At 49.3% G+C, this 25081-nt stretch carries 25 protein-coding genes and 2 pseudogenes; all 27 read left to right on the forward strand.

What is annotated here, in order from left to right; genetic code table 11:
* The first annotated feature begins 18 nt into the window (after positions 1 to 18).
* The 27 genes and pseudogenes from H6A13_RS08965 (at position 19) to H6A13_RS09095 (ending at position 25070) form a co-directional block, all read left to right on the forward strand.
* On the forward strand, positions 19 to 315 hold the full coding sequence (locus H6A13_RS08965; protein ID WP_204909264.1) for a hypothetical protein: 297 nt from the start codon (positions 19 to 21) through the stop codon (positions 313 to 315).
* On the forward strand, positions 300 to 857 hold the full coding sequence (locus tag H6A13_RS08970; protein ID WP_204909265.1) for a PcfB family protein: 558 nt from the start codon (positions 300 to 302) through the stop codon (positions 855 to 857). The genes H6A13_RS08965 and H6A13_RS08970 overlap by 16 nt, the downstream gene beginning before the upstream one ends.
* Entirely contained in the window at positions 854 to 2665 is a 1812-nt protein-coding gene (locus H6A13_RS08975; protein WP_204909266.1) for a VirD4-like conjugal transfer protein, CD1115 family, read from the forward strand. Before H6A13_RS08970 ends, H6A13_RS08975 begins: the two co-directional genes overlap by 4 nt.
* Positions 2666 to 2929: 264 nt before the next feature.
* Positions 2930 to 3058 (forward strand): annotated as a pseudogene (locus tag H6A13_RS08980) (Maff2 family mobile element protein); the annotation flags it as partial.
* 153 nt (positions 3059 to 3211) lie between these two features.
* Complete coding sequence (locus H6A13_RS08985) at positions 3212 to 3559, forward strand: PadR family transcriptional regulator (RefSeq protein WP_087308777.1); 348 nt, start codon at positions 3212 to 3214, stop codon at positions 3557 to 3559.
* Positions 3556 to 4221 carry a permease prefix domain 1-containing protein gene (locus H6A13_RS08990; protein ID WP_178280085.1) on the forward strand — a complete coding sequence of 222 codons (666 nt, stop codon included), beginning with the start codon at positions 3556 to 3558 and terminating at the stop codon, positions 4219 to 4221. Before H6A13_RS08985 ends, H6A13_RS08990 begins: the two co-directional genes overlap by 4 nt.
* Positions 4214 to 4756 carry a DUF4825 domain-containing protein gene (locus H6A13_RS08995; protein ID WP_204909268.1) on the forward strand — a complete coding sequence of 181 codons (543 nt, stop codon included), beginning with the start codon at positions 4214 to 4216 and terminating at the stop codon, positions 4754 to 4756. Before H6A13_RS08990 ends, H6A13_RS08995 begins: the two co-directional genes overlap by 8 nt.
* Positions 4757 to 4904: 148 nt before the next feature.
* Positions 4905 to 5327 carry a sigma-70 RNA polymerase sigma factor region 4 domain-containing protein gene (locus tag H6A13_RS09000; RefSeq protein WP_204898931.1) on the forward strand — a complete coding sequence of 141 codons (423 nt, stop codon included), beginning with the start codon at positions 4905 to 4907 and terminating at the stop codon, positions 5325 to 5327.
* Positions 5320 to 5517, forward strand: coding sequence for a helix-turn-helix domain-containing protein (locus tag H6A13_RS09005; RefSeq protein WP_204909269.1), 198 nt, complete (start codon positions 5320 to 5322; stop codon positions 5515 to 5517). The genes H6A13_RS09000 and H6A13_RS09005 overlap by 8 nt, the downstream gene beginning before the upstream one ends.
* Before the next feature lie 684 nt (positions 5518 to 6201).
* Positions 6202 to 6600, forward strand: a complete 399-nt coding sequence (locus H6A13_RS09010; RefSeq protein ID WP_204909270.1) for a plasmid mobilization protein — start codon at positions 6202 to 6204, stop codon at positions 6598 to 6600.
* On the forward strand, positions 6572 to 8239 hold the full coding sequence (locus tag H6A13_RS09015) for a relaxase/mobilization nuclease domain-containing protein (protein ID WP_204909271.1): 1668 nt from the start codon (positions 6572 to 6574) through the stop codon (positions 8237 to 8239). The genes H6A13_RS09010 and H6A13_RS09015 overlap by 29 nt, the downstream gene beginning before the upstream one ends.
* Positions 8229 to 8615 (forward strand): cysteine-rich VLP domain-containing protein, encoded by a 387-nt coding sequence (locus H6A13_RS09020; protein ID WP_087221211.1) that lies wholly within the window; start codon positions 8229 to 8231, stop codon positions 8613 to 8615. The genes H6A13_RS09015 and H6A13_RS09020 overlap by 11 nt, the downstream gene beginning before the upstream one ends.
* Positions 8616 to 8727: 112 nt before the next feature.
* Positions 8728 to 9486, forward strand: a complete 759-nt coding sequence (locus H6A13_RS09025) for a phage replisome organizer N-terminal domain-containing protein (protein WP_072854084.1) — start codon at positions 8728 to 8730, stop codon at positions 9484 to 9486.
* Positions 9483 to 10325, forward strand: coding sequence for an ATP-binding protein (locus H6A13_RS09030; RefSeq protein ID WP_087221213.1), 843 nt, complete (start codon positions 9483 to 9485; stop codon positions 10323 to 10325). The genes H6A13_RS09025 and H6A13_RS09030 overlap by 4 nt, the downstream gene beginning before the upstream one ends.
* Before the next feature lie 14 nt (positions 10326 to 10339).
* On the forward strand, positions 10340 to 10528 hold the full coding sequence (locus H6A13_RS09035) for a transposon-encoded TnpW family protein (protein ID WP_066522963.1): 189 nt from the start codon (positions 10340 to 10342) through the stop codon (positions 10526 to 10528).
* Positions 10529 to 10639: 111 nt separating this feature from the next.
* Positions 10640 to 12259, forward strand: a complete 1620-nt coding sequence (locus tag H6A13_RS09040; protein WP_204909272.1) for a recombinase family protein — start codon at positions 10640 to 10642, stop codon at positions 12257 to 12259.
* Between the two features lie 86 nt (positions 12260 to 12345).
* Positions 12346 to 12438: pseudogene (locus H6A13_RS13325) on the forward strand (Maff2 family mobile element protein); the annotation flags it as partial.
* Between the two features lie 18 nt (positions 12439 to 12456).
* The gene (locus H6A13_RS09050; protein WP_204909273.1) at positions 12457 to 13329 is read left to right on the forward strand and encodes a VirB6/TrbL-like conjugal transfer protein, CD1112 family; all 873 of its coding nucleotides are present in this window, start codon (positions 12457 to 12459) and stop codon (positions 13327 to 13329) included.
* Positions 13330 to 13353: 24 nt separating this feature from the next.
* A complete protein-coding gene (locus H6A13_RS09055) occupies positions 13354 to 13743 on the forward strand; it encodes a PrgI family protein (protein WP_087224437.1) in 390 nt (129 codons plus the stop codon).
* A gap of 64 nt (positions 13744 to 13807) precedes the next feature.
* Positions 13808 to 16180 carry a VirB4-like conjugal transfer ATPase, CD1110 family gene (locus H6A13_RS09060; RefSeq protein ID WP_243127301.1) on the forward strand — a complete coding sequence of 791 codons (2373 nt, stop codon included), beginning with the start codon at positions 13808 to 13810 and terminating at the stop codon, positions 16178 to 16180.
* Between the two features lie 66 nt (positions 16181 to 16246).
* The gene (locus H6A13_RS09065; RefSeq protein ID WP_338043050.1) at positions 16247 to 18499 is read left to right on the forward strand and encodes a C40 family peptidase; all 2253 of its coding nucleotides are present in this window, start codon (positions 16247 to 16249) and stop codon (positions 18497 to 18499) included.
* 15 nt (positions 18500 to 18514) lie between these two features.
* Positions 18515 to 18823 carry a DUF4315 family protein gene (locus tag H6A13_RS09070; protein ID WP_204909274.1) on the forward strand — a complete coding sequence of 103 codons (309 nt, stop codon included), beginning with the start codon at positions 18515 to 18517 and terminating at the stop codon, positions 18821 to 18823.
* Positions 18801 to 19529, forward strand: a complete 729-nt coding sequence (locus H6A13_RS09075; RefSeq protein ID WP_204909275.1) for a CD1107 family mobile element protein — start codon at positions 18801 to 18803, stop codon at positions 19527 to 19529. Before H6A13_RS09070 ends, H6A13_RS09075 begins: the two co-directional genes overlap by 23 nt.
* A gap of 65 nt (positions 19530 to 19594) precedes the next feature.
* Positions 19595 to 21709, forward strand: coding sequence for a DNA topoisomerase 3 (locus tag H6A13_RS09080; protein ID WP_204909276.1), 2115 nt, complete (start codon positions 19595 to 19597; stop codon positions 21707 to 21709).
* Between the two features lie 12 nt (positions 21710 to 21721).
* Positions 21722 to 22792 carry a DUF5688 family protein gene (locus H6A13_RS09085; protein ID WP_138304965.1) on the forward strand — a complete coding sequence of 357 codons (1071 nt, stop codon included), beginning with the start codon at positions 21722 to 21724 and terminating at the stop codon, positions 22790 to 22792.
* 71 nt (positions 22793 to 22863) lie between these two features.
* The gene (locus tag H6A13_RS09090; RefSeq protein WP_204909277.1) at positions 22864 to 24813 is read left to right on the forward strand and encodes a YodL domain-containing protein; all 1950 of its coding nucleotides are present in this window, start codon (positions 22864 to 22866) and stop codon (positions 24811 to 24813) included.
* A complete protein-coding gene (locus H6A13_RS09095) occupies positions 24810 to 25070 on the forward strand; it encodes a transposon-transfer assisting family protein (RefSeq protein ID WP_204909278.1) in 261 nt (86 codons plus the stop codon). Before H6A13_RS09090 ends, H6A13_RS09095 begins: the two co-directional genes overlap by 4 nt.
* Positions 25071 to 25081: the final 11 nt, after the last annotated feature.

Raw genomic sequence — 25081 nt, forward strand, 5'->3', positions numbered from 1 at the left:
GGAAAGGATGCAGGGATTATGGAAAAAGCAAAGTATGTGATCGATCCGAAGGCGGCACTTCCAGGACGCATCTACCAGAAGGACAGACCATGGTCCTGTGCATATTGTTACTGGTGGGGAAAAGCCGGATGCACAAAAAGCGATTGCTGGTACCTGGAGCCGGTGAAACCAGAGAAGCCGAAGTCTGATGTATCGAAAAACTGTAAGGATTGTCCTTACGGGAAGCATCTGCCGTGTATCGGATATTGTATCGCAGAAATCTATCGGGAATTGAAATCTACAGGAAGGAAGGTGGTTGATTGCAGGATGAAGTAAATGAGAAAACAATTGCGCTGTGTGTACAGTGCGGCCGTATGACGGCGGGTGTTCTGAAAGCTGCTATGCGGAAATATCTGAATGGGGCAGAACGCCATAAGCAAAAAAAGGTTCAGAGACGCCAGGCGGTGAAGAATGGCCGTGCTCAGGAGCGGAGCAGGGCAAAAGAACGCCGAAAGCTGGAAAAAAAGCAGCCTCACGGGAAACAGACGATGAAGCAGCTGATGGCGAAAGGCGCCCAGCTTACGAATATTCTGATCACGGATGATAATATAAAATCTTTTGACCGGGTTGCCAGGAAATACGGGATTGATTACAGCCTGAAACGTGACAGCAGTATCAGCCCGCCAAAGTATATGGTGTTCTTTAAGGCAAAAGACGTGGATGTGATGACGGCAGCTTTTAAAGAATATACAGGGATTACGCTGAAAAAATCAAAAAAGCCGTCTGTCCGGAAGAAGCTGCAGAAAGCCATGCAGAGGCTGGCAAAGCATCGTGAGCGTGTAAAAACCCGGCAGAAGGATCGGGGTCAGGAACGATGAAGGAAAAGTGGACCAGGATCCTGGTACTCAATCTTCCTTATTTCATCATGTTTTACCTGGTCAACCGGGGTGCCTGGCTGTTCCGACATTGTACCGGAGACAGTCAGATAGAAAGGCTTGGCGTTATGCTGATAAATTTTCAGCTGGCGTTCACGCACTTGCTGCCGAGCTTTTATTTTACGGATCTTCTTGCGGGAACTGTAGCTGCAGTGTTTTTGAAACTTGCAGTTGTGTACCGGGGAAAAAACGCAAAAAAGTTCCGGCACGGAGAAGAATATGGCTCCGCCCGATGGGGAACTGCGGAGGACATCAAGCCATTTATAGATCCGGTTTTTGAGAATAACATCATCCTGACACAGACGGAGCGGCTGACAATGAACAGCAGGCCGAAGTTTCCGAAGTATGCCAGGAATAAAAATGTGATCGTGATTGGAGGATCCGGTTCCGGAAAGACTCGCTTCTATGTGAAGCCGAACCTGATGCAGATGACCCGGAAAGTCTCCTATGTAGTGACAGATCCGAAGGGAACCATCATAGTGGAGTGCGGACGGATGCTGGTCCGGCATGGGTATCGGATCAAGGTATTCAATACGATCAATTTTACAAAGTCAATGCATTATAATCCGTTCCATTATATCCGTTCTGAAAAAGATATCCTGAAACTGGTCAATACCATTATCGCGAATACAAAAGGTGAAGGAGAAAAAGCCACAGAGGATTTCTGGGTGAAAGCAGAGCGTCTGCTTTATACAGCATTGATCGGATATATCTGGTACGAAGCCCCGGAGGAAGAACAAAATTTTTCTACATTGCTGGAATTCATTAATGCCAGTGAGACCAGAGAGGATGACGAGGAGTTTAAGAATGCGGTGGACGAACTGTTTGAGGAATTAGAGGCAGAAAACCCGGAACATTTTGCTGTCCGGCAGTATCGCAAATATAAGCTGGCGGCCGGCAAGACAGCTAAGAGTATTCTGATCAGCTGCGGAGCGAGGCTGGCACCTTTTGATATTGCGGAACTCAGGGAACTGACCAGTTACGATGAGATGGAACTGGATCTTCTTGGAGACAGGAAGACGGCAATGTTCGTGATCATTTCTGATACCGACGACACGTTTAATTTTCTTGTCGCGATCATGTATTCACAGTTGTTCAATCTGTTATGTGACAGGGCGGATGACTTATACGGCGGGAGGCTTCCGTATCATGTGCGGCTTTTGCTGGACGAGTTCAGTAATATCGGGCAGATCCCGAAATTTGACAAACTGATCGCCACGATCCGAAGCAGAGAAATCTCTGCTTCGATCATCCTACAGTCCCAGAGTCAGCTGAAGACGATCTACCGGGATGCGGCAGAAACAATTCTTGGCAACTGTGATACCGTCTTGTTCCTTGGCGGGAAAGAGAGCAGTACATTGAAAGAAATCTCAGAGACACTGGGGAAAGAGACGATTGATCTTTATAATACCTCTGATACGAGAGGACAGAATCCGTCTTACGGGATGAATTACCAGAAGACCGGCCACGAACTGATGAGCCGGGATGAGCTGGCAGTAATGCCGGGAGATAAGTGCATCCTGCAGCTGCGCGGAGTGCGCTCGTTTTACAGTGATAAGTTTGATATCACGAAACACAGGCGTTACCGGGAACTGTCAGATTTTGATAAAAACAACGAGTTCCATATCGAAGAGTATCTGGAACACAGGCTTGTGCTTCCGCAGGAGGAAGCCTTTGAATTTTATGAGTATGAACTGTCGCCGGAAGAGATTGAAGCGGCGGAAAAGGAGGTGATGGAAGATGTAGGATGATGTGCATATAGCTGACGAAAGAATAAGCTTTTGTCTGGATGCGTAGTATTCTGCCCCTGAAATTCAGGCCGGAAGAATAAATCAGATATCGATTTTTAGGTTTGGGACCGTCCGTATGGACGGGTTTTTTTATGGAGGAAAACCATGGAAATTCGTATCAGGTCCCCGACCAGGGGATACGGATTTATGGCCTGAATAAGAGGGAAAGGAGAGAAAAAAGCGCTGACAGGCTGAAAAAAAGGCGCTTTTGTCAGTTGTGCGTATATGAGTTTTTTTACAAGCGCTGTTAATATCCTTCAGACATTAGTGGTCGCAATCGGCGCCGGTCTTGGCGTATGGGGCGTGATAAATTTGATGGAAGGGTATGGAAATGACAATCCCGGGGCTAATGCTCATGTACGGTAAAGTAGCACTATAATATTACAGACAACCGCCCTACTATTTCGTATAACGCAGGGATAGAAACAAGATTACATAAGCAATTTGTGAAATAGTACATTGACACACATAGTAATGTCGGATATAATGTGCATGGAGGTGAAGCAAATGCCGGAGCAGAACATCAACAGCGATTTAATCCGTGGGCATATAGATACCATAATTCTTAAAATATTAAGAGATGGCGACAATTACGGCTACGAGATTATGAAAGCTGTATCCATGAACAGCAACAATGAATATGAATTGAAAGAGCCGTCTTTATATACAAGCCTAAAGCGTCTTGAGAAACAAGGCCATATTGTTAGCTATTGGGGCGACCAATCGCAAGGCGGGCGGCGAAAGTATTATCATATTACGGACAGCGGTAACGCCGCCTATGAAAAAGCACTTTCGGAATGGCTGCATGCAAAAAAAATTATTACTATGCTTCTGCAAGGAGGTAAGGACGAATGATAGATTTACAAAAATATGTTGACGGCTTATTCCGGCACCAGCGTTTAACGCCGGAGGTAAAAGACCTAAAGGAAGAAATATTGAGCAATATGATTGCAAAGCGGGACGATTTGATTGCACAGGGATTGAGTGCAGAAAAGGCAACCGAGAAAGCAAAGGAAAGTTTGTCAGCGATTGATTATCTGATAGACGGAAATCAGCTTACCGATGTTGGCAAATATCATTTGGAATGTATGCAAACACTATTGCTCAACTGTATTATTTTTTGGATTTTTTCCTTGCCGCTTCTTTTTACCCATTATGCGCTAACCAGTTATATCGGGCTTTTATGTGTTATCATTTCTGGCTGCGCTTACATTCTGAGCAAAGATAAAAAAGAAAAAGTCATTGCTTTTCTATCGCTTTCAGCGAGTGAACACAGAAGAAAAGTCGCATGGACTATTTGGAGTGTATTTTTTCTTGTAGCTGTCGGAACGATGGCAGCGTTGACATTTGGAAGTGATATTTGGTTTGGCAGACCTCTGAATATTACAGGCCCATATCAAATGGCAAATATTGCAGTACGGTTTTATCTGCCGCTATTGACCATTATCATTCCTATTACAATCAGCAGTTTTTCAAAAATACTGCTGAAATGCAGAAAGGGGCATGAAGATGAATAAGAAAAGTAAAATTATTATCGGACTTCTCGCTGTTGCAGTTGTTTTGTTCTGCGTAATCCAGTTTTGGATTATTCCCGCCAATCAAGCAAGACAAGAAGCTTACGCCCAAAATCAGACGGACGCTTTAACACATGACATTTCTGCGATTGAAGATTATAAAACTGCATATTTGGGGGACGCGAACAATGTTAGAGACTTATTTGGAAATTTACCATTAAACAATATTCCAAGGCAGTTTGAAATCAATTCTGATGACTGTACTTTAACAGTGAACTATCTTGATACTGTTTGGAACATCGGAGAGGATAAGGTACAAAGAGATTTAATCTATAATACCGTTGCGGCTATGGCGGCGATTGATAATTTGTCGGGAATAACCTATAACTTTTCCGGTGATAGCTATTCCTTTGAACGAACGCAAATTGAAGATATATTCGGCGCTCCCTTGTCAAATCTGCTTGAACAGGAGAAGTGGAGCAACGATGTACAAGACAAACTAAAGGATACGGATTTTGTTGAACAATTTTATAAATAGCAAAGCCAGCCGAGCCAGTCAACGGTCAAGATGAACGGCGCATATGCGCCGCCGTTGACAGCCCCGCCCGCCTTTGCAGACAGGCAATCAAGGGGCGACAGCAAGGAGTGCTGCCGCCCCGCACTATTATCAGAGAGGGGGAATTTCCATGACCGAAAATGAAGCCTACAAAGTGCATATCCAGTACACCTTTAACTCCTTTTGCAAGGTTGTCATTCGTCACGCCGCCATAGATATAATTTTGAAGCTGCGCCGGAGGTGGGAACGGGAAGTTTCCCTTGACTATCTGATGAATGAGAAGTTTGTCCAGCTTGTCGAGCCAGAACAGCTTGAAGAATATCTTTTTACCGCCTGCGGCCAGACCGCCGTTCTGTACCATGCGGAACTTGCCGCCGCCCTTGCCCTTTTGCCGGAGCAGGCACAGGAAGAAATTTTCCGTTACTACTTCCTGCGCCAGCCGCAGCGGGTGATCGGCGTACATATCGGCCGGACGCGCAGCACAGCGGGGCGGCATATCCAGCTTGCCTTGAAGCTGCTGCGGCAGCTTATGGAGGGAAAACGCCATGAGTAAACTTCTCCCCTATGAAACAATCGTCAAAGCCCATGAGGGCGACCCGGACGCAATCGACACCGTTCTTTCCCATTACGCCGGATATATCCGCTACTGTTCCAAAGTACACGGGCAAGTCAACGCCGAGGTTGAGGAATATGTGAAGCAGAAGCTAATTGCCGCGCTGTTCAAGTTTCGCTTTGACCGATAAGCCTTAAAACTGAATATCCAGCCGTCCATCGGCGGCCAGCGAAAGCAGTAAGTCTGAAAAAGATTTGCTGCTTTTTTGTTGCCCGGCTCCGCTCCCGGCCATTTTGCCCTGGTCAGATTGTAGTAGTAAGTGAGAGGGTAATTTTTCTGCTCCGGCGTTTGGCATTTTTGATTTTTGCCCGTAGTAAGAAGCAAAGAGAAAATTTCCCGTTTCGTTTGGCGAATTTCAAAACGCGATGGTGTGGGGAGTGAAAGGAAAAATTCTCTGCCCCGCCGGTTGCCAAAATCCTGTTGCCCGCATTACAGAAGCAAAAGAAATTTTGAGAAAATTTCCATCCAGTGGGTAGCTGGCGGCTTTTGAAATGTATCTTTAGCGGAAAGGAAAAAAGACCGCCCACAGCGGGCCGCAAGTCCTGTTCTGTCCGTTCTATGTACGAAAAGACCAGACTGGGGCAGTCTGCGGCAGTTACAGAGCAAGTTTCTACCACGGTGCCAAAATCCGCAATTCTGCGGTTTTGCCCCTCGCGGGAAACTTGTTGGGGAGTGCCTTCCCCAAACCCTGCTATGGCGGCTTGCGCCGCAAAAATATTTCCGTCCGGCAGGCCGTTTTTTTGCGGGAACTGTCCCGGAAATACCTAACAGACCAGCCTATTTTTTGTGATAAGTGAAAGGAGGTTTATAGCCTATGCCGAAGCGATACAACACACCCCACCGCAGCCGCGTTGTGAAAACCCGGCTGTCCGAAGATGAATACGCCGACTTCACAGCGCGGCTTGCGCCCTATGGTATCAGCCAGTCGGAATTTCTCCGGCAGGCGATACGGCGCACCACCATACGCCCCGTTATCCATGTGTCAGCGGTCAATGACGAACTGCTCTCCGCTGTCGGGAAGCTGACCGCCGAGTACGGCAGGATCGGCGGCAACCTCAATCAGATTGCCCGGTATCTGAATGAGTACGGCGCACCCTATAACGCCCTCTCCGGCGAGGTACGCGCCGCCATAGCCGACCTTGCCGCCCTCAAGTATGAAGTCTTACAGAAAGTAGGTGACGCAGTTGGCAACACTCAAGCATATCAACTCTAAAAATGCCGACTACGGAGCCGCCGAACAATACCTGCTTTTCGAGCATGACGAGTTTACCATGAAGCCCGTCCTTGATGAAACCGGCAGGCTTATCCCCCGCGAGGACTACCGGCTGTCCACGCTGAACTGCGGCGGGGAGGATTTTGCCGTTGCCTGTATGCGGGCAAATCTCCGCTATGGGAAGAACCAGCGGCGGGAAGATGTGAAAAGCCACCACTATATCATCAGCTTTGACCCACGGGACGGCCCGGACAACGGCTTGACCGTAGACCGGGCGCAGGCATTGGGCGAGAAGTTTTGCGCCGAGCATTTCCCCGGCCACCAAGCCCTTGTATGTACCCACCCGGACGGGCATAACCACAGCGGCAATATCCATGTGCATATCGTCATTAACAGCCTGCGGATAGAGGAAGTCCCGTTCCTGCCCTACATGGACAGGCCAGCCGACACGAAAGCCGGTTGCAAGCACCGCTGTACCGACGCTGCCTTGCGCTACTTCAAGTCCGAAGTCATGGAAATGTGCCACCGGGAGGGGCTTTACCAAATCGACCTCTTGAACGGCAGCAAGAACCGCGTCACAGACCGGGAGTATTGGGCGCAGAAAAAGGGACAGGCCGCGCTGGACAAGCAGAACGCCCCCATGATTGCAGGCGGTATCACGCCCCGGCAGACCAAGTTTGAAACGAACAAGGAGAAGCTGCGGCAGACCATACGGGAAGCCCTTGCCACCGCCACCGGCTTTGACGAGTTTTCTTCTCTGCTGCTGCGGGAGGGTGTGACCGTTAAGGAGAGCCGGGGGCGGCTATCCTATCTCACGCCGGACAGGACAAAGCCCATTACCGCCCGCAAGCTGGGCGACGATTTTGACCGCGCCGCTGTCCTTGCCGTTTTGGAGCGGAACGCCCAGAGGGGCGTAACGGTTCGCTACACCCCGCAGCACCAAGCCGCCAGAGCCGCCGAACAGACCGCAGCCATACCCGAATACCTACACGCCGGGAAAGGCCGCTTACAGGGCGAAAAGACAGGGAAAATCGACCCCAGACAGGACAGTGTGCAGCGGCTTGTGGACATTGAGCAGAAGATGGCCGAGGGCAAGGGCAAAGGCTATGAACGATGGGCGAAGATACACAATCTGAAACAGGCCGCCAAGACCCTGACCATCTACCAACAGTACGGCTTTTCTTCCCCGGAACAGCTTGAAGCCGCCGTTGCTACCGCCTATCAGGAAATGCGCCAGACCAGCGGCGAACTGAAAGCACTGGAAACGAAGCTGCAAGGGAAAAGGGAGTTGCGGCAACAGGTACTTGCCTATGCCAAGACCAAGCCCATCCGCGAGGGGCTGAAAGCGCAGAAATCCGAGAAAGCCCGCGCCGCATACCGCCAGGCAAACGAGAGCGATTTTATCATAGCCGAAGCCGCCGCCCGGTATTTCAAGGCACAGGGGCTTACCAAGCTGCCCGGCCGAAAAGCGTTGCAGGCCGAGATCGAGCAGCTTATCTCCGAGAAAGACGGCCTGTACAACACCTATCACGAACAGAAGCAGCGGTTCAGGGAGTTGCAGACCGTCAAGCGGAACATCGACCAGATTTTGCGCCGGGAGGAACCCCGCCGCAGAAAGGAGCAGAGCCATGAGCGATAAGCTGCCCCGCATGGACTACCGCCAGCACCGGCGGGCGCGGCGGCTGGTGCATGAGTGCTGTAACTACGACGAGGGGAACTGCCTGCTGTTAGACGACGGGGAGCCTTGCGTGTGCGTCCAGAGCATTTCCTTTTCCCTCATGTGCCGCTGGTTCCGTGTGGCTGTTCTGCCCCTTGACGAGGAACTGGCCGCAGCCCTCTTGTACCGGGGGAGCCGGAAACGGTGCGCCGTCTGCGGCGCGGCCTTTGTCCCCAAATCCAACCGGGGGAAATACTGCCCCGACTGCGCCGGGCGCATGAAGAAACTCAAGGCCGCCGAACGAAAGCGGAAACAAAGGCATAAATGTCACGCTTTAGAGCCTTTCAAACCCGCATAAATCAAGGCTTTTTTCGTGGGTGTCAAAGGGTGTGCGATACATTTATCCTTTTCCCCCGGAAACAGCGTTCTAAATGCGTACAAACGCCCCAAATCCACCCAAAGGAGGAACCATGTCAGACAACCGAAAATACTACTACCTCAAGCTGAAAGAGAATTACTTTGACGAGGACGCTATCGTGCTGCTGGAAAGTATGCAGGACGGTATCCTCTATTCCAACATTCTCTTGAAACTGTACCTGAAATCGCTGAAAAACGGCGGGAAGTTGCAGCTTGATGAAAATATCCCCTACACCGCACAGATGATTGCCACCATTACCCGTCAGCAGGTCGGCACCGTAGAGCGAGCCTTGCAGATTTTTATGAAGCTGGGGCTTGTGGAGCCGTTACAGAACGGCGCGCTGTATATGAGCAACATTGAACTGCTTATCGGCCAATCCTCTACCGAGGGGGAGCGGAAACGGCGGGCAAGGCTGGCTTTGCAGGAGCAGAAAGCCTTGCCAAAGGCCGGGGCGGACAAATGTCCACCATATCAAGCGGACATTTGTCCACCAGAGATAGAGATAGAGAAAGAGATAGAGATAGAAAAAGAGAGAGAGCGAGAGTTAGATACGGGACAACCCGCCCGCGCCGCCTATGGCCGGTATGAAAATGTCTTTCTTTCGCAATCAGAACTGGACGGGCTGAAAGCAGACCTGCCCGACAAGTGGAACTACTACATTGACCGGCTATCCTGCCATATCGCGTCCAGCGGCAAGCGATACCGCAGCCATGCCGCCACAATCTACAAATGGGCGCAGGAGGACGCAGCCAGGAAAGCCCCGAAAAAGGGCATACCAGACTACTCATGCAAGGAGGGCGAGAGTTTATGAAGAACGAAATCAACGCTGTTTTGGAGAATATGACGACCACCACCCCGGAGCCGGAGGACTACACCGGCGAGGACGGTTTACTGTACTGCGGCAAGTGCCGCAAGCCGAAAGAAGCCTATTTTGCGCCGGATAAGGCCGCTGTCTTTGGCCGTGACCGCCACCCGGCAGAGTGCGACTGCCAGAGAGCCGCCCGCGAGGAACGGGAGGCCGCCGAGAAGCGGCGCAGGCACCTTGACACCGTGGAGGAACTGAAACGCCGGGGCTTTACCGACCCCACCATGCGGGACTGGACTTTTGAGAACGACAACGGCAGGAACCCGCAGACCGGGATTGCCCGCCGGTATGTGGAGCATTGGGAGGATATGCGAACCGACAATATCGGCTGCCTGTTCTGGGGCGGCGTGGGAACCGGGAAAAGCTACCTTGCGGGCTGTATCGCAAACGCCCTCATGGAGAAAGAAATCCCCGTCCACATGACGAACTTTGCCCTTATCCTCAATGACCTTGCCGCCAGCTTTGAGGGGCGCAACGAGTACATTTCCCGCCTTTGCCGCTATCCGCTGCTTATCCTTGACGATTTCGGCATGGAGCGCGGAACGGAATACGGGCTGGAGCAGGTTTTCCATGTGATTGACAGCCGTTACCGCAGCGGCAAGCCGCTGATCGTCACGACCAACCTCACGCTGGACGGCCTGCACAACCCGGAGGACACCGCCCATTCCCGGATTTATGACCGGCTGCTTTCCATGTGCGTCCCGGTACGTTTTACCGGCGAGAATTTCCGGCAGGAAACCGCGCAGCGGAAAATGGAGAGCATGAAGAAACTGATTACCGACTGAAAGGAGTATTGCCTATGGCAGATAACAAGCAGCCCGACACCCGCACCGCCCGCCGCCCCGACTGCGTGACGGAAATCCGCATGGGCAATTCCGTCCTTGTCGTGTCCGGCTATTTCAAGAAAGACACGACCACCACCGCCGCCGACAAAATGGCGCGGGTACTGGAAGCGGAAGCCGCTGCTACACAAAAACCGGCGATTTGACAAGCTGTAAAGAAGCAGATTTGACACTTTTGCCGCTATACAACCAGCCCTATTCCGTGGTACAATGAAACCACGGAATAGTGGGGCTGGCTGTCGGAAACGGAGGATTTTATGTTAAGACAAGCCACCCAAAACCTCATTACCGCCCTTTATCCGAGATTGTCCCATGAGGACGAATTGCAAGGTGAGAGTAATTCCATATCGAATCAAAAAAGGATACTCGAAGCCTTTGCAAAACAGAATGGCTTTACCAACCTGCGCTGGTACACCGACGACGGCTATTCCGGCGCGAACTTTCAAAGGCCCGGTTTTCAAGCCATGCTTGCAGACATTGAAGCTGGGAAAGTGGGTACAGTTATCGTCAAGGACATGAGCCGGTTAGGGCGAAACTACTTGCAGGTAGGGTTTTACACGGAAATGCTGTTCCCTCAAAAGGGCGTGCGTTTTATCGCTGTCAACGACAATGTGGACAGCGCAAACGGCGGCATGGACAACGATTTTACCCCTCTGCGAAATCTGTTCAATGAATGGCTGGTGAGAGATACGAGCAAGAAAATCAAGGCAGTAAAACGAGCAAAAGGCATGAGCGGCAAGCCTGTTACCAGCAAGCCGGTCTATGGCTACCTCATGGACGAGGACGAGAACTATATCGTTGACGAGGAAACCGCGCCGGTTGTCCAGCAGATATACCAGCTTTGCCTTGCCGGGAACGGACCGACCAAGATTGCCCGTATGCTTACGGAGCAGCAAATCCCCACGCCGGGGACGCTGGAATACCGCAGGACGGGCAGCACCCGCCGCTACCACCCCGGCTATGAGTGCAAGTGGGCGACGAACACCGTCGTGCATATCCTCGAAAACCGGGAGTACACCGGCTGTCTGGTGAACTTCAAGACGGAGAAGCCCTCTTACAAGGTCAAGCACAGTGTAGAGAACCCCGTGGAGAAGCAGGCCATTTTTGAGAACCACCATGAGCCTATCATAGACCGGGAAACATGGGAGCGCGTGCAGGAGTTACGCAAGCAACGCAAACGCCCGAACCGCTATGATGAAGTGGGGCTGTTCTCCGGTATGCTGTTCTGCGCCGACTGCGGCCATGTGATGTACCAGCAGCGGTATCAGAACAAAACCCGCAAGCAGGACTGTTACATCTGCGGCAGCTACAAGAAGCGCACCCGCGACTGTACGGCGCACTTTATCCGCACCGACCTGTTGACCGCCGGTGTCCTCTCCAATCTCCGGCAAGTAACGGAATATGCCGCCAAGCATGAGAGCCGCTTTGTGAAGCTGCTTATCCAGCAGAACGAGATCGGCGGCAAGAGAAAGACCGCCGCAGCCACCAAGCAGCTTGAACAGGCGCAGGAGCGCATTGCCGAAGTGAGCCGCATTATCAAGCGGCTGTATGAGGACAATGTAAACGGCAAAATCAGCGACGAGCGTTTCATGGAACTGTCGGCAGACTATGAGCAGGAGCAGCGGGAACTGAAAGACCGCGCCGCCGCTTTGCAGGCCGAACTGGACAAGTCGCAGGCCGCCACCGTCAACGCGGAAAAGTTTATGGGTATCGTCCGAAAGCACCTTGCCTTTGAGGAATTGACCCCCACCCTCTTGCGGGAAATGATTGAAAAAATCGTCGTGCATGAGTGCAGCTATGACGAGAACGGCACCCGCAGGCAGGACATTGAGATTTATTACAGCTTTGTCGGCAAGATTGACTTGCCCGAAGCCTAACGCCCGACCTATCCGACACAATGGCCAAGTGCCGGATAGGAACGGCAAAATTTTTTACACTTCTATTACTTCTTTATCGCACATAAGCAAAAAGCCAGGGAATCAAACAGCTGATGAGCGGCGGCGGGGTAATCCTGATCGGAACCCAGCTGATCCCGCTTCTCAGCAGCTTATTTTAGAGGAAGGAGTAATTATCCATGTTCGATCAGATCTTTGATGCGATTGAAGAGTGGATGAGGGGACTCCTCACAGGGATCATTCATTCCAACCTGGACCGGATGTTTACCGATGTCAATGAAAAGACCAGTGAGATCGCCGTTCAGGTTGGACAGACCCCGCAGGGCTGGAACAGCAGCATATTCAATATGATCGAAAACTTATCGGAAACGGTGATCCTGCCGATTGCAGGGATCATCATCACATTTGTGCTCTGCTATGAGCTGATCAGTATGATCACAGAGAAAAACAACATGCATGATATCGATACATGGATGTTTTTCAAGTACTTTGTAAAGATGTGGATCGCGGTCTATCTGGTCAGCAATACATTTACCATTACGATGGCCGTATTTGATGTAGGGCAAAGTGTGGTCAATTCTGCGGCAGGTGTGATCACCGGAAGTACAGAGATTGATATCAGTTCTGTGCTGACAGACCTGGACACAACACTGGAAGCTATGGAGATCGGGGAACTGGTCGTTCTGGTGCTGGAAACGCTGATCGTCAGCTTTGGCATGAAGATCATGAGTGTTCTGATCACAGTGATCCTGTATGGTCGAATGATCGAGATTTATCTGTATACTTCAATCGCCCCGATTCCATTTGCTACTATGACCAACCGCGAATGGGGACAGATCGGGACCAATTATTTCCGGGGGCTTTTTGCCCTGGCGTTCCAGGCATTCCTGATGATGGTATGCGTGGCAATCTATTCCATACTGGTGGCGGGCATCCAGTATTCGGATAACTTAAGTTCCTCTCTCTTCGGAGTGATGGCTTACACGGTTGTGCTGTGTTTCAGCCTGTTCAAGACGGGGGCACTCAGCAAATCGATCTTTAATGCCCATTAAATTTCAGGAAGGAGGATTTGGACGATGGCTTATGTCAGTGTTCCAAAAGATTTAACAAAAGTAAAGAATAAGGTGGCGTTTAACCTGACTAAGCGGCAGCTGATCTGTATCGCGGCGGGAGCTGCGGCGGGAATTCCCTTTTATTTCCTTACAAGAGGAGTTCTGGGAAACAGCAATGCTGCCACAATTATGGTCCTGCTGATGCTGCCGGCCTTTCTTTTCGCTATGTACGAAAAGGACGGCATGCATCTGGAAGAGGTGCTGATCCATATGATCCGTGTCAAATGGCTGCGTCCGGCAGTCAGGAAATATGAAACGGAAAATTATTTTGAGACAGATCCGGGAAAGTCCGTGTCTGTGACAGTAAAAAAATCGGAGAAGGGAGGAAAGAACCTTGGCAGAAAGAAGCGGTAAGAAACGGCGTCTGGAAAAGCGCCGGGCTAAAGAAGAGAAGAAAGCTGCGAAACAGCAGGCGGCTTTGAAAGCCGCGAAAAAAGGCAGCCGTAAAGCTTCATGCGGCAAGGCAGATCAGAAGGAGAAGCAGAAAGAAGAGAAAAGGATATCTGCACAGAGGACGATTGCCTATAAGGAAATGGCAAAGGACGGGATCTGCAGGGTGCATGATAAATGTTATTCCAAAACAATCCGGTTTTCGGATATCAATTATCAGCTGGCTCAGAACGATGACAAAAATGCGATCTTTGAAAACTGGTGCGATTTTCTGAACTATTTTGACAGCAGTATCCATTTTCAGCTTAGCTTTATCAATCAGAAGAGCAGTATGAAGGAATTTGAAAAGGTGATCCGGATCCGCCGGAGGCATGATGAATTTGATGAGATCCGGAGAGAATACGCCCGGATGCTGCATCGGCAGCTTGCAAAAGGGAATAACGGCCTAGTGAAATCCAAGTATATCACTTTTTCCATAGAGGCGGATAATATCCGGGAGGCAAAGCCAAAACTGGAGCGTATAGAGACTGATATCCTGAATAATTTTAAAATCCTGGGTGTTCCCGCAGAACCGTTAAATGGAGCGGAACGATTGAAGATCCTGCGCCAGATACTGAATCCGGACGAGCTGGGAGATATCCCGTTCGATTATGGGGCTATGGTCCATAGCGGGCTCTCTACAAAAGATTATGTGGCGCCTACCAGTTTTGTGTTCAAGGACGGAAAGACGTTCCAGATGGGAAATAACATCGGCGCAGTTTCGTACCTGCAGATCCTGGCGCCGGAACTTACCGATAAGATGTTGGCGGAGTTTTTGGATATGGATAAAAATCTGATCGTCAATCTGCATGTGCAGTCTGTGGATCAGGTAAAGGCAATTAAGCTGGTGAAAGGAAAAATGACGGATATCAACCGGATGAAGATTGAAGAGCAGAAAAAGGCGGTCCGTTCCGGCTACGATATGGATATCATCCCGTCGGATCTGAACACTTATGGCGGTGAGGCAAAACGACTGCTGGAAGATCTGCAGAGCAGAAACGAAAGGATGTTTCTTGTAACGGTACTGTTCCTGAACACTGCGAAGACAAAGCAGGCACTGGATAATGCCGTCCTGCAGACGGCAGGAATCGCACAAAAATATAACTGTATCTTAAGACGGCTGGATTATCAGCAGGAAGAAGGGCTGATGAGCAGCCTTCCTCTGGGAGTGGGCCATGTGCCGATCAAGAGGGCTCTGACAACTACGAGTACAGCAATTTTCGTTCCTTTTACAAGTCAGGAGCTTTTTATGGAAGGGGAGTCGTTATACTACGGTTTAAATGCCTTGTCCAACAACATGATCATGGTGGACAGGAAAAAATTAAAGAATCCTAACGGGCTGATCCTTGGCACGCCCGGATCCGGAAAATCATTTGCTGCGAAGCGTGAGATCACTAATGCATTCTGCATTACCCAGGACGATATCATAATCGGAGATCCGGAGGGGGAGTATTATCCTCTTGTTCATGCCTTAGGAGGGCAGGTAATCCATATTTCACCTACCAGTAAAGACTACATTAATCCTATGGATATCAACATGGATTATTCTGATGACGATAACCCGCTGGGGGTAAAATCAGATTTTGTCCTGTCACTGTGTGAATTGATCATGGGAAGCAGAAATGGCATCGAGGCAGAGGAAAAATCGGTAATCGACCGTTGTCTCCCGCTTGTATATCAGAAGTATTTTTCTGATCCAAGGCCGGAGAATATGCCTGTGCTGGGAGACCTTTACGATTGTCTCCGGAAGCAGAAAGAACCCCAGGCGCAGAGAATCGCCACAGCGCTTGAGATCTATGTGAATGGATCATTGAATGTCTTTAATCACAGGACCAATGTGGAACTTAATAACCGGATCGTATGCTATGACGTGAAAGATCTGGGAAAACAGCTGAAGAAGCTGGGGATGCTGATCGTCCAGGATCAGGTTTGGAACCGGGTGACAGTCAACCGGGCCACCCATAAAGCGACACGGTATTACATCGATGAGTTCCATCTTCTCTTAAAAGAGGAGCAGACGGCCGCCTATAGTGTGGAAATCTGGAAAAGGTTCAGGAAATGGGGAGGTATCCCGACCGGAATCACCCAGAATATTAAAGACCTGCTGGCAAGCCGTGAGATTGAGAATATTTTTGAGAACAGTGATTTCATTCTGATGCTCAATCAGGCCGCCGGCGACCGGCAGATCCTGGCGAAACAGCTGAATATTTCCCCGTATCAGCTGTCCTATGTGACTAATTCAGGAGAAGGCGAAGGGCTTTTGTTTTATGGCAGTACGATCATCCCGTTTAAGGATAAGTTTGATAAGAGCCTGAAACTGTATTCCCTGATGACGACAAAACCAGAAGAAGTGAAAGATTAACCGACCATTTACCGTTTCCAGTAAATGGTCTTTCTTTTTGCAAAGGAGGTGGAAAGCCTGGCAGGAGTGAAATATACCGCCAAAGAAAAAACGGTACAGAAGATGACCAGGGATGGCCTGACGGAAGAACATATCGGAGATGGTCAGAAAAAAGATGTGCCGGATAAAAGCAGGGGACGCCCGGCTGCCAGATTTGAAAAACAGATCCGGGAGGCGTCTCTTCGACAGGAGGTGTCTGAAGAAGAAAGCGTTGATGGCTCCAGATTAGAGCGGCGCATATCAGCGGATGGAGATCCGCAAAGCAGACAGCAGACAACTGCAGACAGTGAAAAGGTAAGGAACCGGTCAGAAAAAATCCGGGATCATGAGACGGTTCCGGACACAGACGGACTGGATGGTCAGAAATCCCAGATCAAAACCAGACAGAAAAAGGCCCGTCTGAAAGAAGAACAGGCAAAATCCGGGCGTCTGGCTTTTGATGATGAAGGAAGCCAGATGGTCCGGGGAGCCGGAATGGGAGTAGGACGCAAGGCCGCAGGAGCAGCGGCATCTGCCGCTTCGGTATATGTTCATGAGAAAGCATCAGAGGAAGCGGATGATAACGCTGCTGTAAATGCTGTTTCGGCCGGAGAGTTGATGACAGAACGGGCTGCGGTCAGCCTGAAACATACCCAGGACCGGAGTAAAAGAGCGGACGTCCGCGCCAGCCGGTGGGGGATCCATATGGAGAGTGCTTCGGAAAGCAGATTGAAATTCACGCAGGGAGGGCAGGAAGGGACAGGAAGTACCTATTTTAATAAGAAGAAGCAGGAAGACCGCCAGACGGTTATGAACCGTTTTTTTCAGCGGAAACGCTATAAAGAGGCTTATCAGTCTGCGAGAAGCGGGGCGACCTCAGGAAAAGCAGGAGCCTCAAAAGCGGCTGCCGCGGCCGAGACTATGACCACTAAGGCAAAGAACGCCTTAAAAGAAGTGGCAAGAAGGAACCATGCAGTATTTGCCGTCCTGGGAATCTTTGGACTTCTCTTCCTTTTGATCGCCGTGGCCTTTTCCAGCTGCAGCGCTTCGGTACAGGGGAGCGGATCTGTCATCGGGATTACTACATATCCAACCTCAGACGAAGATATTTATGCGGCAGAGAACGCCTATGCTGCGTTGGAAGCGGCACTGAATGAACAGATTAACCAGATGGAGTCCACGCATCCCGATTATGACGAATACAACTATAACGTGAGTGAGATTTCTCATAATCCTTATCATCTGATCTCATACCTGACTGCGAAATACGGAGACTGGACCTATGCCGATGTAGAGGCGGAGATAGAAGCTTTGTTTTCGGAGCAGTATTCCCTTCATACAGAAGGACGGACAGAGACTGTGACGGAGACCCGGACGGTGCGTGTAGGAGAGTCATTAGGACAGGTAGTCACGAGCGGCTACTGCAGCTGTTCCATCTGCTGCGGTCAATGGTCCGGCGGACCGACCGCCAGCGGAGTTTATCCCACAGATAATCATACCCTGGCGGTGGATGCCTCTAACCCAATCGTTCCGATGGGAACAAAAGTTGTGATGAATGGTGTGGAATACACCGTAGAAGATACCGGGGCTTTTGACCGGTACGGTGTAGATTTTGATGTTTATTATGACGATCATGCATCCGCTTCCGCTCATGGACACAAGACCTGGGAATGTTATCTGGCTGATGATAACGGGACCAATGAGGTAACTGTGACAGATACCAGGACAGTCAAAATCCTGTATGTGACGCTCACAAACCAGGGGCTTGACGCTATAGTGCGGGAAAACCTGGATGAGGAACAGATGATTCTTTACAATGCGCTGAATACAACGCTTGGAAACCGGGATTATCTCTGGGACAGCGGAGCAATTTCCGGAGGATCCGGGGGCATGGACTACGATATCCCGCCGGAAGCACTGGAAGATGAAGAGTTCGCCCGGATGATTCGGGAAGCGGAAAAGTATCTCGGCGTTCCTTACGTATGGGGCGGATATTCCCCGTCAGGATTTGACTGTTCCGGATTTGTTTCCTATGTAGTAAACAACTGCGGAAACGGCTGGAATTACGGACGACTGACAGCAGAAGGGCTGCGGGGACAGTGTACTTACGTGGCACCGGGAGAAGCAAAACCTGGAGATCTGATTTTCTTCCAGGGAACGTACAATACGTCCGGAGCATCTCACATCGGTATCTATGTAGGTAATGGAATGATGATCCACTGCGGGGATCCGGTCCAGTATGCAAATATCAACAGCAGTTACTGGCAGCAGCATTTTATGTGTTACGGCAGGCTGCCATAGAATGGAGGTGAGGATTTGAATAAAAAGATCAGACGGTATCTGGAAGAGATTGAGAAGACGGAGAAAAAGATCGCAGATCTCCAACAGTATCTGAAAGGGATCAAAAGCGCCTTGAAAGAGGAAGAAAATAATGAAATGATCCGGGCGATCCGGGGCATGAAGCTGGAGGGGGAAGAACTCCTCCAGTTCCTGGACAGGCTGAAAGGCGGAAATGTTCGCTTTGAAGTCGGAAAGAAGACGGATGGGAGCGGAAAAGGCTCTTTCATCCGGCAGGATTCAAATACAGAAAGAGAGGATGAGAATGATGAGAAAGAAATGGAATAAGCGGGTACTGGCTGCAGTCATGGCTGCGGCCATGATCCTGGGAACGTCAACAACAGCATTTGCCAATGCTTCTCCTCCGGAAGGGCAGGAGGCAGCACAGGAACAGTCTGCTTCGGCCGGGGAAAACGGTCAGACGGAAAATGTCCCGGCAGATGCAGCAACTGAGACACCTCAGACAGAACCGGTGCTGGAAGAAGACGGGACCGGAGGCACGGCATTTACCACTCCCGGGAACGCACAGGTGCAGGATGATATTACAGAAGATGGAAGTAAGGAGTTCCTGACAATCACGACCAAAAATAATAATACATTTTATCTTGTGATCGACAGGAGCGCATCGACTGAAAATGTCTATCTGCTTTCTCAGATCGATGAAAACGATCTGCAGGAATTTCTGAAAGACGGTGCTGTATCTGTATCAGAAAAACAGGAACCGGCTGTTGTGCTGGAAGAAGAATCCCAGACAGGAGCGTCTGCGGAAACCGGTCAGGAAAAAGAGACGGCCGTTGAGGAGGAGCCAGAAGAGGAAGTCTCCGGCAATGCTGCAGTATTGATCGTGATTTTCCTTGCGGCGGGAGCCGGTATCGCGGCTTATTACTTCCTTAAGATCCGGAAAAAGAAAGCGATAGAGGAAGAAGAGGATGAGGAAGGGCTTGAGCTGGACGATGGCCTGGAAACTGTGGATGAACGGGAAGAAACCAGATAAAAGATTTTATGGAGAGGGATTGCACAAAGATCTCTCTCTTTTTTCATTGAAGGAGGAATAGAAGTATGTATCTTGTGATTGCAGAAAAACCAAGCGTATCAAGAGCGATCGCCCGTGTGATCGGGGCGGAGAACAGGGAGGAAGGATTTCTTTCCGGAAAGGACTGTATCGTGAGCTGGTGCCTGGGGCATCTGGCGGAATATCTGCCGCCGGATGGCTATGATAAAAGATATGAAAGCTGGAAGTATGAAGATCTTCCTATCATCCCGGATGAGTGGAAACTGGCAGTTTCCCGGGAGAAAAAAGAACAGTTTTATACACTGAAACGGCTGCTGAACAGTCCGGATGTAGAGTATGTGGTAAATGCCTGTGATGCAGGAAGAGAAGGGGAACTGATCTTCCGGCGGGTGTACCAGCTTTCCGGAAGCAGAAAGACGGTGAAACGTCTCTGGGTCAGTTCCATGGAAGACAGTGCAATCCGGGCGGGCATGGAACAGTTGAAAGACGCAGAAGAATACCGGAATCTGGCGGAGGCGGCTGTCTGCCGTGCAAAAGCGGACTGGCTGGTAGGAATGAACGCAACCAGGGCTTTTACAACCAAGTATTATAAAAAACTTACAGTAGGAAGGGTTCAGACCCCGACGCTTGCCATGCTGGTAGACCGGATGGAACAGATCAAAAAGTTCCGGAAGGAGAAGTACTTCAACGTGGAACTGGATTGTGACGGCATGAAAGCGGAACGGCAGAAGATCTTTGACCCGGAGGAAGCTGAAAAACTCCGGAACCTGTGCGACGGGAAAGATGCTCATGTGATGTCCTGTGAGAGTGTAGAGAAGAAGATGAAACCGCCCAGACTCTACGACTTAACTACCCTGCAAAGAGAGGCAAACCGCATTTATGGTTTTACGGCGCAGCAGACTCTTACAGCTGCCCAGAGCCTTTATGAAGAAAAACTGATCACCTATCCAAGGACAGACAGTAATTTCCTGACTGAAGATATGGAGTCAACTGCCAGACAGGTGATCCGTGTGATCCATGAGAAATATCAGCTGATGGGGCCTTTTGATAAACCGGAAAAACCGGATCTTGGCCGGGTCATGAACAATAAAAAAGTGTCCGATCACCATGCAATCATCCCCACTATAGAGATTGCGGATGCTGATCTGAACGACCTGAAGGAAACGGAGCAGAAGATCCTGTTTCTGATTGCCGCACACACGGTGGAAGCTGTCAGCAGGGATCACGTTTTCCGTGAGATTTCTGTGGAAGTTGAATGCGAGGGTGAGCATTTCCATGCGAAAGGGAAAGAGATTATGGAACAGGGCTGGAAGATTTACGAAGCTTGTTTCCGAAATCCTGACGGCATTGCTATAGAGGATCCGAAAGAGGCTGCAAAGGAGACGATTCCAAAGGTGAAAAAAGGGAAGACCTTCTATCATGTGGAAGCGAAGGTGACGGAACATTTCACTTCTCCGCCGAAACCTTATACGGAGGATACGCTGCTTGCAGCAATGGAGACGGCAGGAAATAAAGAATTTGACGCAGAGACAGAGAAGAAAGGACTCGGGACTCCGGCTACCAGGGCATCGATCATTGAAAAACTGGTCCATTCCCAGTACGCCTGCAGGAAAGGGAAACAGATCGTGGCTACAGATGACGGGCAGTCCCTGATCGAGATCCTTCCGGATTATCTGAAATCGGCATCTATGACGGCTGAATGGGAGAACCAGCTGCTGGAAATGGAGCACGGAAAGATCCAGCCGGAACAGTTCCTGACCGGGATCCGGAATCTGATCACGATGATGCTGAACGGATGCGATCAGATCAGTGAAGAAGAGTCCGGCAGATTTCAGAGTCGGGAAAGCATCGGAACCTGTCCTGTATGTGGAAGCCTGGTTTATGAAGGGAAGAAGAATTACTACTGCAGCAGCAGAGAGTGTAACTTTGCACTCTGGAAAGAAACCAGATATCTGCAGAGTATGAGAAAAACCATTGATAAGCGGATGGCGGCAGAACTTTTGAAGAACGGCAGCACCCATGTGAAAGATTTGTATTCCGCAAAGAAGGATCGTTATTTTGAGGCGGATCTTCTGATGAAAACGCAGGATGATGGGAAGGTAGAATTTTCCCTGTCCTTTCCGAAGAATAATTACAACAAAAAAACCAAAAAAAGAGCATAGGAGGAAGTGCATATGAATTTTGAAGCATTTATGGAATCGATAAAGAAACATATCAAAGAATATCTTCCTGAGTCATATCAGGATGCCCAGGTCACAATCCGGGAACAGCAGAAACTGAATAACCGGTATATGGGGCTTACTGTGATCAGGCCGGGAGATGATCGGATTCCCACGATTAATCTGACTGACTTGTACAGGCAGTCTTATGAAAATCCACGGTTCCGTATCACGGATGTACTTGAGCAGATATCGCAGATCATCCAGAGAGAACCGGAGCGCTTTGATGTGAGCCGCCTTACTCAGTATGAAGAAGCGAAAAAACACCTTTTCATGAGAGTATCTAATGCGGATAAAAATGCACAGGTGCTGGGAGGCGTACCTTTTGTTGAGCGGGAAGATCTGGCCATTACGTTTCACATTGCTGTTGAGGAAACGGAAATGGGAAGAGCTTCTGCCATTGTAACCAACCGGATGATGGAGACCTATGGAGTGACCAGAAATCAGCTTTATAAGGATGCTCTGGCAAACAGTCCGGTTATTGCGCCTGTAAAAATTAATAATCTGGGAGAGTTGCTTGGCAGAATGACTTTGGATGGGATGAAGGAGATGGGAGCATCCGAAGAAGAAATCCGGGATGCAAAAGAAAGGATGGACGAAGCAAATCAGGATAATCCTTTGATTGTAGTAACAAATGAAACTGGTATAGACGGGGCTGTTGCTGTGTTCTATCCGGGCGTTATGGATCAGCTTGGTGAAGAAATAAAAGGAGATTTCTTTATTCTCCCTTCATCTGTGCATGAAATTATTGTTGCTCCTGATGATGGAAGACTTTCCTACTCGGAATTAAAAGAGATGGTGACAGAAATTAATGAAACGCAGGTTGCCCCGGAAGACCGCCTGACAGATGAAGTGTATCATTACGATACCAGAGACCATGTATTTGAAAAAGCTGAGGCTTTTACAGAGAGAAAAAGGGCGAAGGAACAGGATATTGGAAAACAGGAACCTGTTAAGGAGACAGCGGCAGAAAAAGCTGTCCATCCGAAGCGGATCAAACATAAATCTACGGATATGGAACTGTAGGAACGATTTTAGATTTTCCCTGCCTGCTGTCCTAAGACAGCGGCGGGGACTTTTTATAAGGAGGACATGAGATGGAAGAAAATAGAAATACATCTTTTCAGCTGAAAGGAAGAGATATGGACAGTATTCTGCAGTCTCTGGAAGAAGGCGTTTCTGAAATATTTACCAGTGAAAGATACACGGAATACCTGCAGACAATGGCGAAGTTCCATAATTATTCTTTCAATAACACGATGTTGATCGCACTTCAGCGGCCGGATGCAACGCTTGTGACAGGATACCGGAACTGGCAGTCTATGGGACGTCAGGTCATGAAGGGAGAGAAAGGGATTACGATTATTGCCTCGACGCCGATCAAGAAAAAGCAGATGCAGGAAGTCTTGGACAAGGAAGGGCGTCCGGTTCTGAATGAAAATGGAGACTCGATCATGAAAGAGGTGGAAGTGAAGATCCCCCGGTTTAAGGCGATTACCGTCTTTGATATTGCTCAGACAGTTGGAGATCCCATCGACCTGATGGTGCCGGAAGAACTGAAAGAGGCAGTTAATGATTTCGATCTGTTCATGGAAGCAATTACCGCAGTATCTCCAGTACCGATCCGATTTGATGAGATTTCAGGAAATGCGAAAGGGTACTATCACAATGAGGATAAAGAAATCGTGATCCGGAAAGGGATGAGCGAAAGCCAGACAATCAAGACCGCAATCCATGAGTCCGGGCACGCCAGACTCCATGACCGTGATGAAATGAAGGCAAAAGGAGAAAAGAAAGACCGGCTGACAGCAGAAGTAGAGGCAGAGTCTGTTGCTTACTGTGTGTGCAGTGCATTCGGAATAGATACCTCGGAGTATAGTTTCCCATACATTGCAAACTGGAGTTCCGGAAGGGATATGAAAGAACTGAAAACATCAATGGATACGATCCGGCACACGGCTGGGAAAATGATTGATGAGCTGAGCATAAAGATGAGGGAACTGTTGGCAGAGAGAAATGTGCAGAGACAGGAGGAAAAGAAAGAGAAATTCCTTCCTGCGATGGAAGCTGCCGGGTATTACTTTGATGAAAAGGGCAGTACAGATGACCATCTCCGGTTCGTGCCGGACGGCGTACATCAGTTATCAGGGGTTCTGTATGCAGACTCCTGGGATGATGTAGAGACCTGGTTTGGACAGGGCGGTATCGATGATCAGTTTACGGCAGAACGGATCCAGAGAGTTCTTTATCCGGAACGGTTTGAAAAAAGCTCAGAAGAGATGATGTATGAAGACAACGGGGAGCGATTTTCCATCTATCAGATCAAAGAAGGATCAAAAGCAGAGCAGTATAGATTCCTTGGCATGGATTATATCAATAAAGAAGGACTGGAAGTGGTCGCTGCGGATTATGAATGTGTTTATTCCGGAATTCTATTGAAATCGGATGATCTGGAAACACTTTACAGCATGTTCAATGATCTGCCGCCCGCTGACTTCAAAGCCCATTCTATGTCGGTCAGTGATGTGGTGGTCATGAACCGGAATCATGAACTGCGGGCTTATTATGTGGATCAATTTGGATTTACAGAACTTCCGGCTTTTGCACTGGAAAGGAAGGCAGAGCTGGGAATAGGTCAGCTGACAGAGAGGGTCAGTCACTTGGATGAAGACCCCAATATCCGGTTTTATGTGGCTGAGTGTTCAGAATTTCCCGTTCTGGGAGAGTACCATCAGGATCTGTCACTGCAGGAAGCTTTTCGGATTTATGACAGCATTCCGCCGGAGCGGATGCATGGAATAAAGTGTATTGGATTCGATCTGAAGGATGGAAGTGATTATGAAGGTGAATTTGAGCTGGTCAGTGGAAACCGTGTCCAGAAGGAAACAATTAATTCAATTCCTTATTTCCGGGAAAATGTTCATGTGCAGAAAGCAATAGCGGAGGCTGAAAAGGAACTGAAAGCCCGTGAATCGGCAAGAACCGTCCCTAAGAATGAAAATAAAGAAGTAAAAACCACGCTCAAGAGAAGGGAGGAATGTTTATGAGCCAGACACGATTTGATGAAGATGAATTAACGCTGGTGGCCGCTTATGCTGCCAGAACCAGGGAGGAAACCATAGATATCCTAAAGGGTACGCTGGATGTCTTAGAAGATACGAAGGAAGATGTCTCTGATGAAGAGATGATCCTCTTACTGTCATCCACAATAGAGAAACTGCAGCAGGTGGCAGATGATTATTTCTATTCCCTGGATCTGAGGGAGTATCTGAATAATATAAAGGAGGACGATGATGAGAACTGATCAGTATGCAC

It is taken from the genome of Mordavella massiliensis, from assembly GCF_016902415.1.
GTDB classification, from domain to species: Bacteria; Bacillota; Clostridia; order Lachnospirales; family Lachnospiraceae; genus Merdimonas; species Merdimonas faecigallinarum.

Bases quoted from the DNA above. Each gene is read 5' to 3' on its own strand.
- H6A13_RS09005 (WP_204909269.1), top strand. From the start codon at position 5,320: ATGAGTAAACTTCTCCCCTATGAAACAATCGTCAAAGCCCATGAGGGC.
- H6A13_RS09055 (WP_087224437.1), top strand. From the start codon at position 13,354: ATGGCTTATGTCAGTGTTCCAAAAGATTTAACAAAAGTAAAGAATAAG.
- H6A13_RS08990 (WP_178280085.1), top strand. From the start codon at position 3,556: ATGATAGATTTACAAAAATATGTTGACGGCTTATTCCGGCACCAGCGT.
- H6A13_RS08975 (WP_204909266.1), top strand. From the start codon at position 854: ATGAAGGAAAAGTGGACCAGGATCCTGGTACTCAATCTTCCTTATTTC.
- H6A13_RS09030 (WP_087221213.1), top strand. From the start codon at position 9,483: ATGAAGAACGAAATCAACGCTGTTTTGGAGAATATGACGACCACCACC.
- H6A13_RS08995 (WP_204909268.1), top strand. From the start codon at position 4,214: ATGAATAAGAAAAGTAAAATTATTATCGGACTTCTCGCTGTTGCAGTT.
- H6A13_RS09085 (WP_138304965.1), top strand. From the start codon at position 21,722: ATGAATTTTGAAGCATTTATGGAATCGATAAAGAAACATATCAAAGAA.
- H6A13_RS08965 (WP_204909264.1), top strand. From the start codon at position 19: ATGGAAAAAGCAAAGTATGTGATCGATCCGAAGGCGGCACTTCCAGGA.
- H6A13_RS09025 (WP_072854084.1), top strand. From the start codon at position 8,728: ATGTCAGACAACCGAAAATACTACTACCTCAAGCTGAAAGAGAATTAC.
- H6A13_RS09075 (WP_204909275.1), top strand. From the start codon at position 18,801: ATGATGAGAAAGAAATGGAATAAGCGGGTACTGGCTGCAGTCATGGCT.
- H6A13_RS09080 (WP_204909276.1), top strand. From the start codon at position 19,595: ATGTATCTTGTGATTGCAGAAAAACCAAGCGTATCAAGAGCGATCGCC.
- H6A13_RS09090 (WP_204909277.1), top strand. From the start codon at position 22,864: ATGGAAGAAAATAGAAATACATCTTTTCAGCTGAAAGGAAGAGATATG.
- H6A13_RS09000 (WP_204898931.1), top strand. From the start codon at position 4,905: ATGACCGAAAATGAAGCCTACAAAGTGCATATCCAGTACACCTTTAAC.
- H6A13_RS09020 (WP_087221211.1), top strand. From the start codon at position 8,229: ATGAGCGATAAGCTGCCCCGCATGGACTACCGCCAGCACCGGCGGGCG.
- H6A13_RS08985 (WP_087308777.1), top strand. From the start codon at position 3,212: ATGCCGGAGCAGAACATCAACAGCGATTTAATCCGTGGGCATATAGAT.
- H6A13_RS09010 (WP_204909270.1), top strand. From the start codon at position 6,202: ATGCCGAAGCGATACAACACACCCCACCGCAGCCGCGTTGTGAAAACC.
- H6A13_RS09050 (WP_204909273.1), top strand. From the start codon at position 12,457: ATGTTCGATCAGATCTTTGATGCGATTGAAGAGTGGATGAGGGGACTC.
- H6A13_RS09095 (WP_204909278.1), top strand. From the start codon at position 24,810: ATGAGCCAGACACGATTTGATGAAGATGAATTAACGCTGGTGGCCGCT.
- H6A13_RS09040 (WP_204909272.1), top strand. From the start codon at position 10,640: ATGTTAAGACAAGCCACCCAAAACCTCATTACCGCCCTTTATCCGAGA.
- H6A13_RS09035 (WP_066522963.1), top strand. From the start codon at position 10,340: ATGGCAGATAACAAGCAGCCCGACACCCGCACCGCCCGCCGCCCCGAC.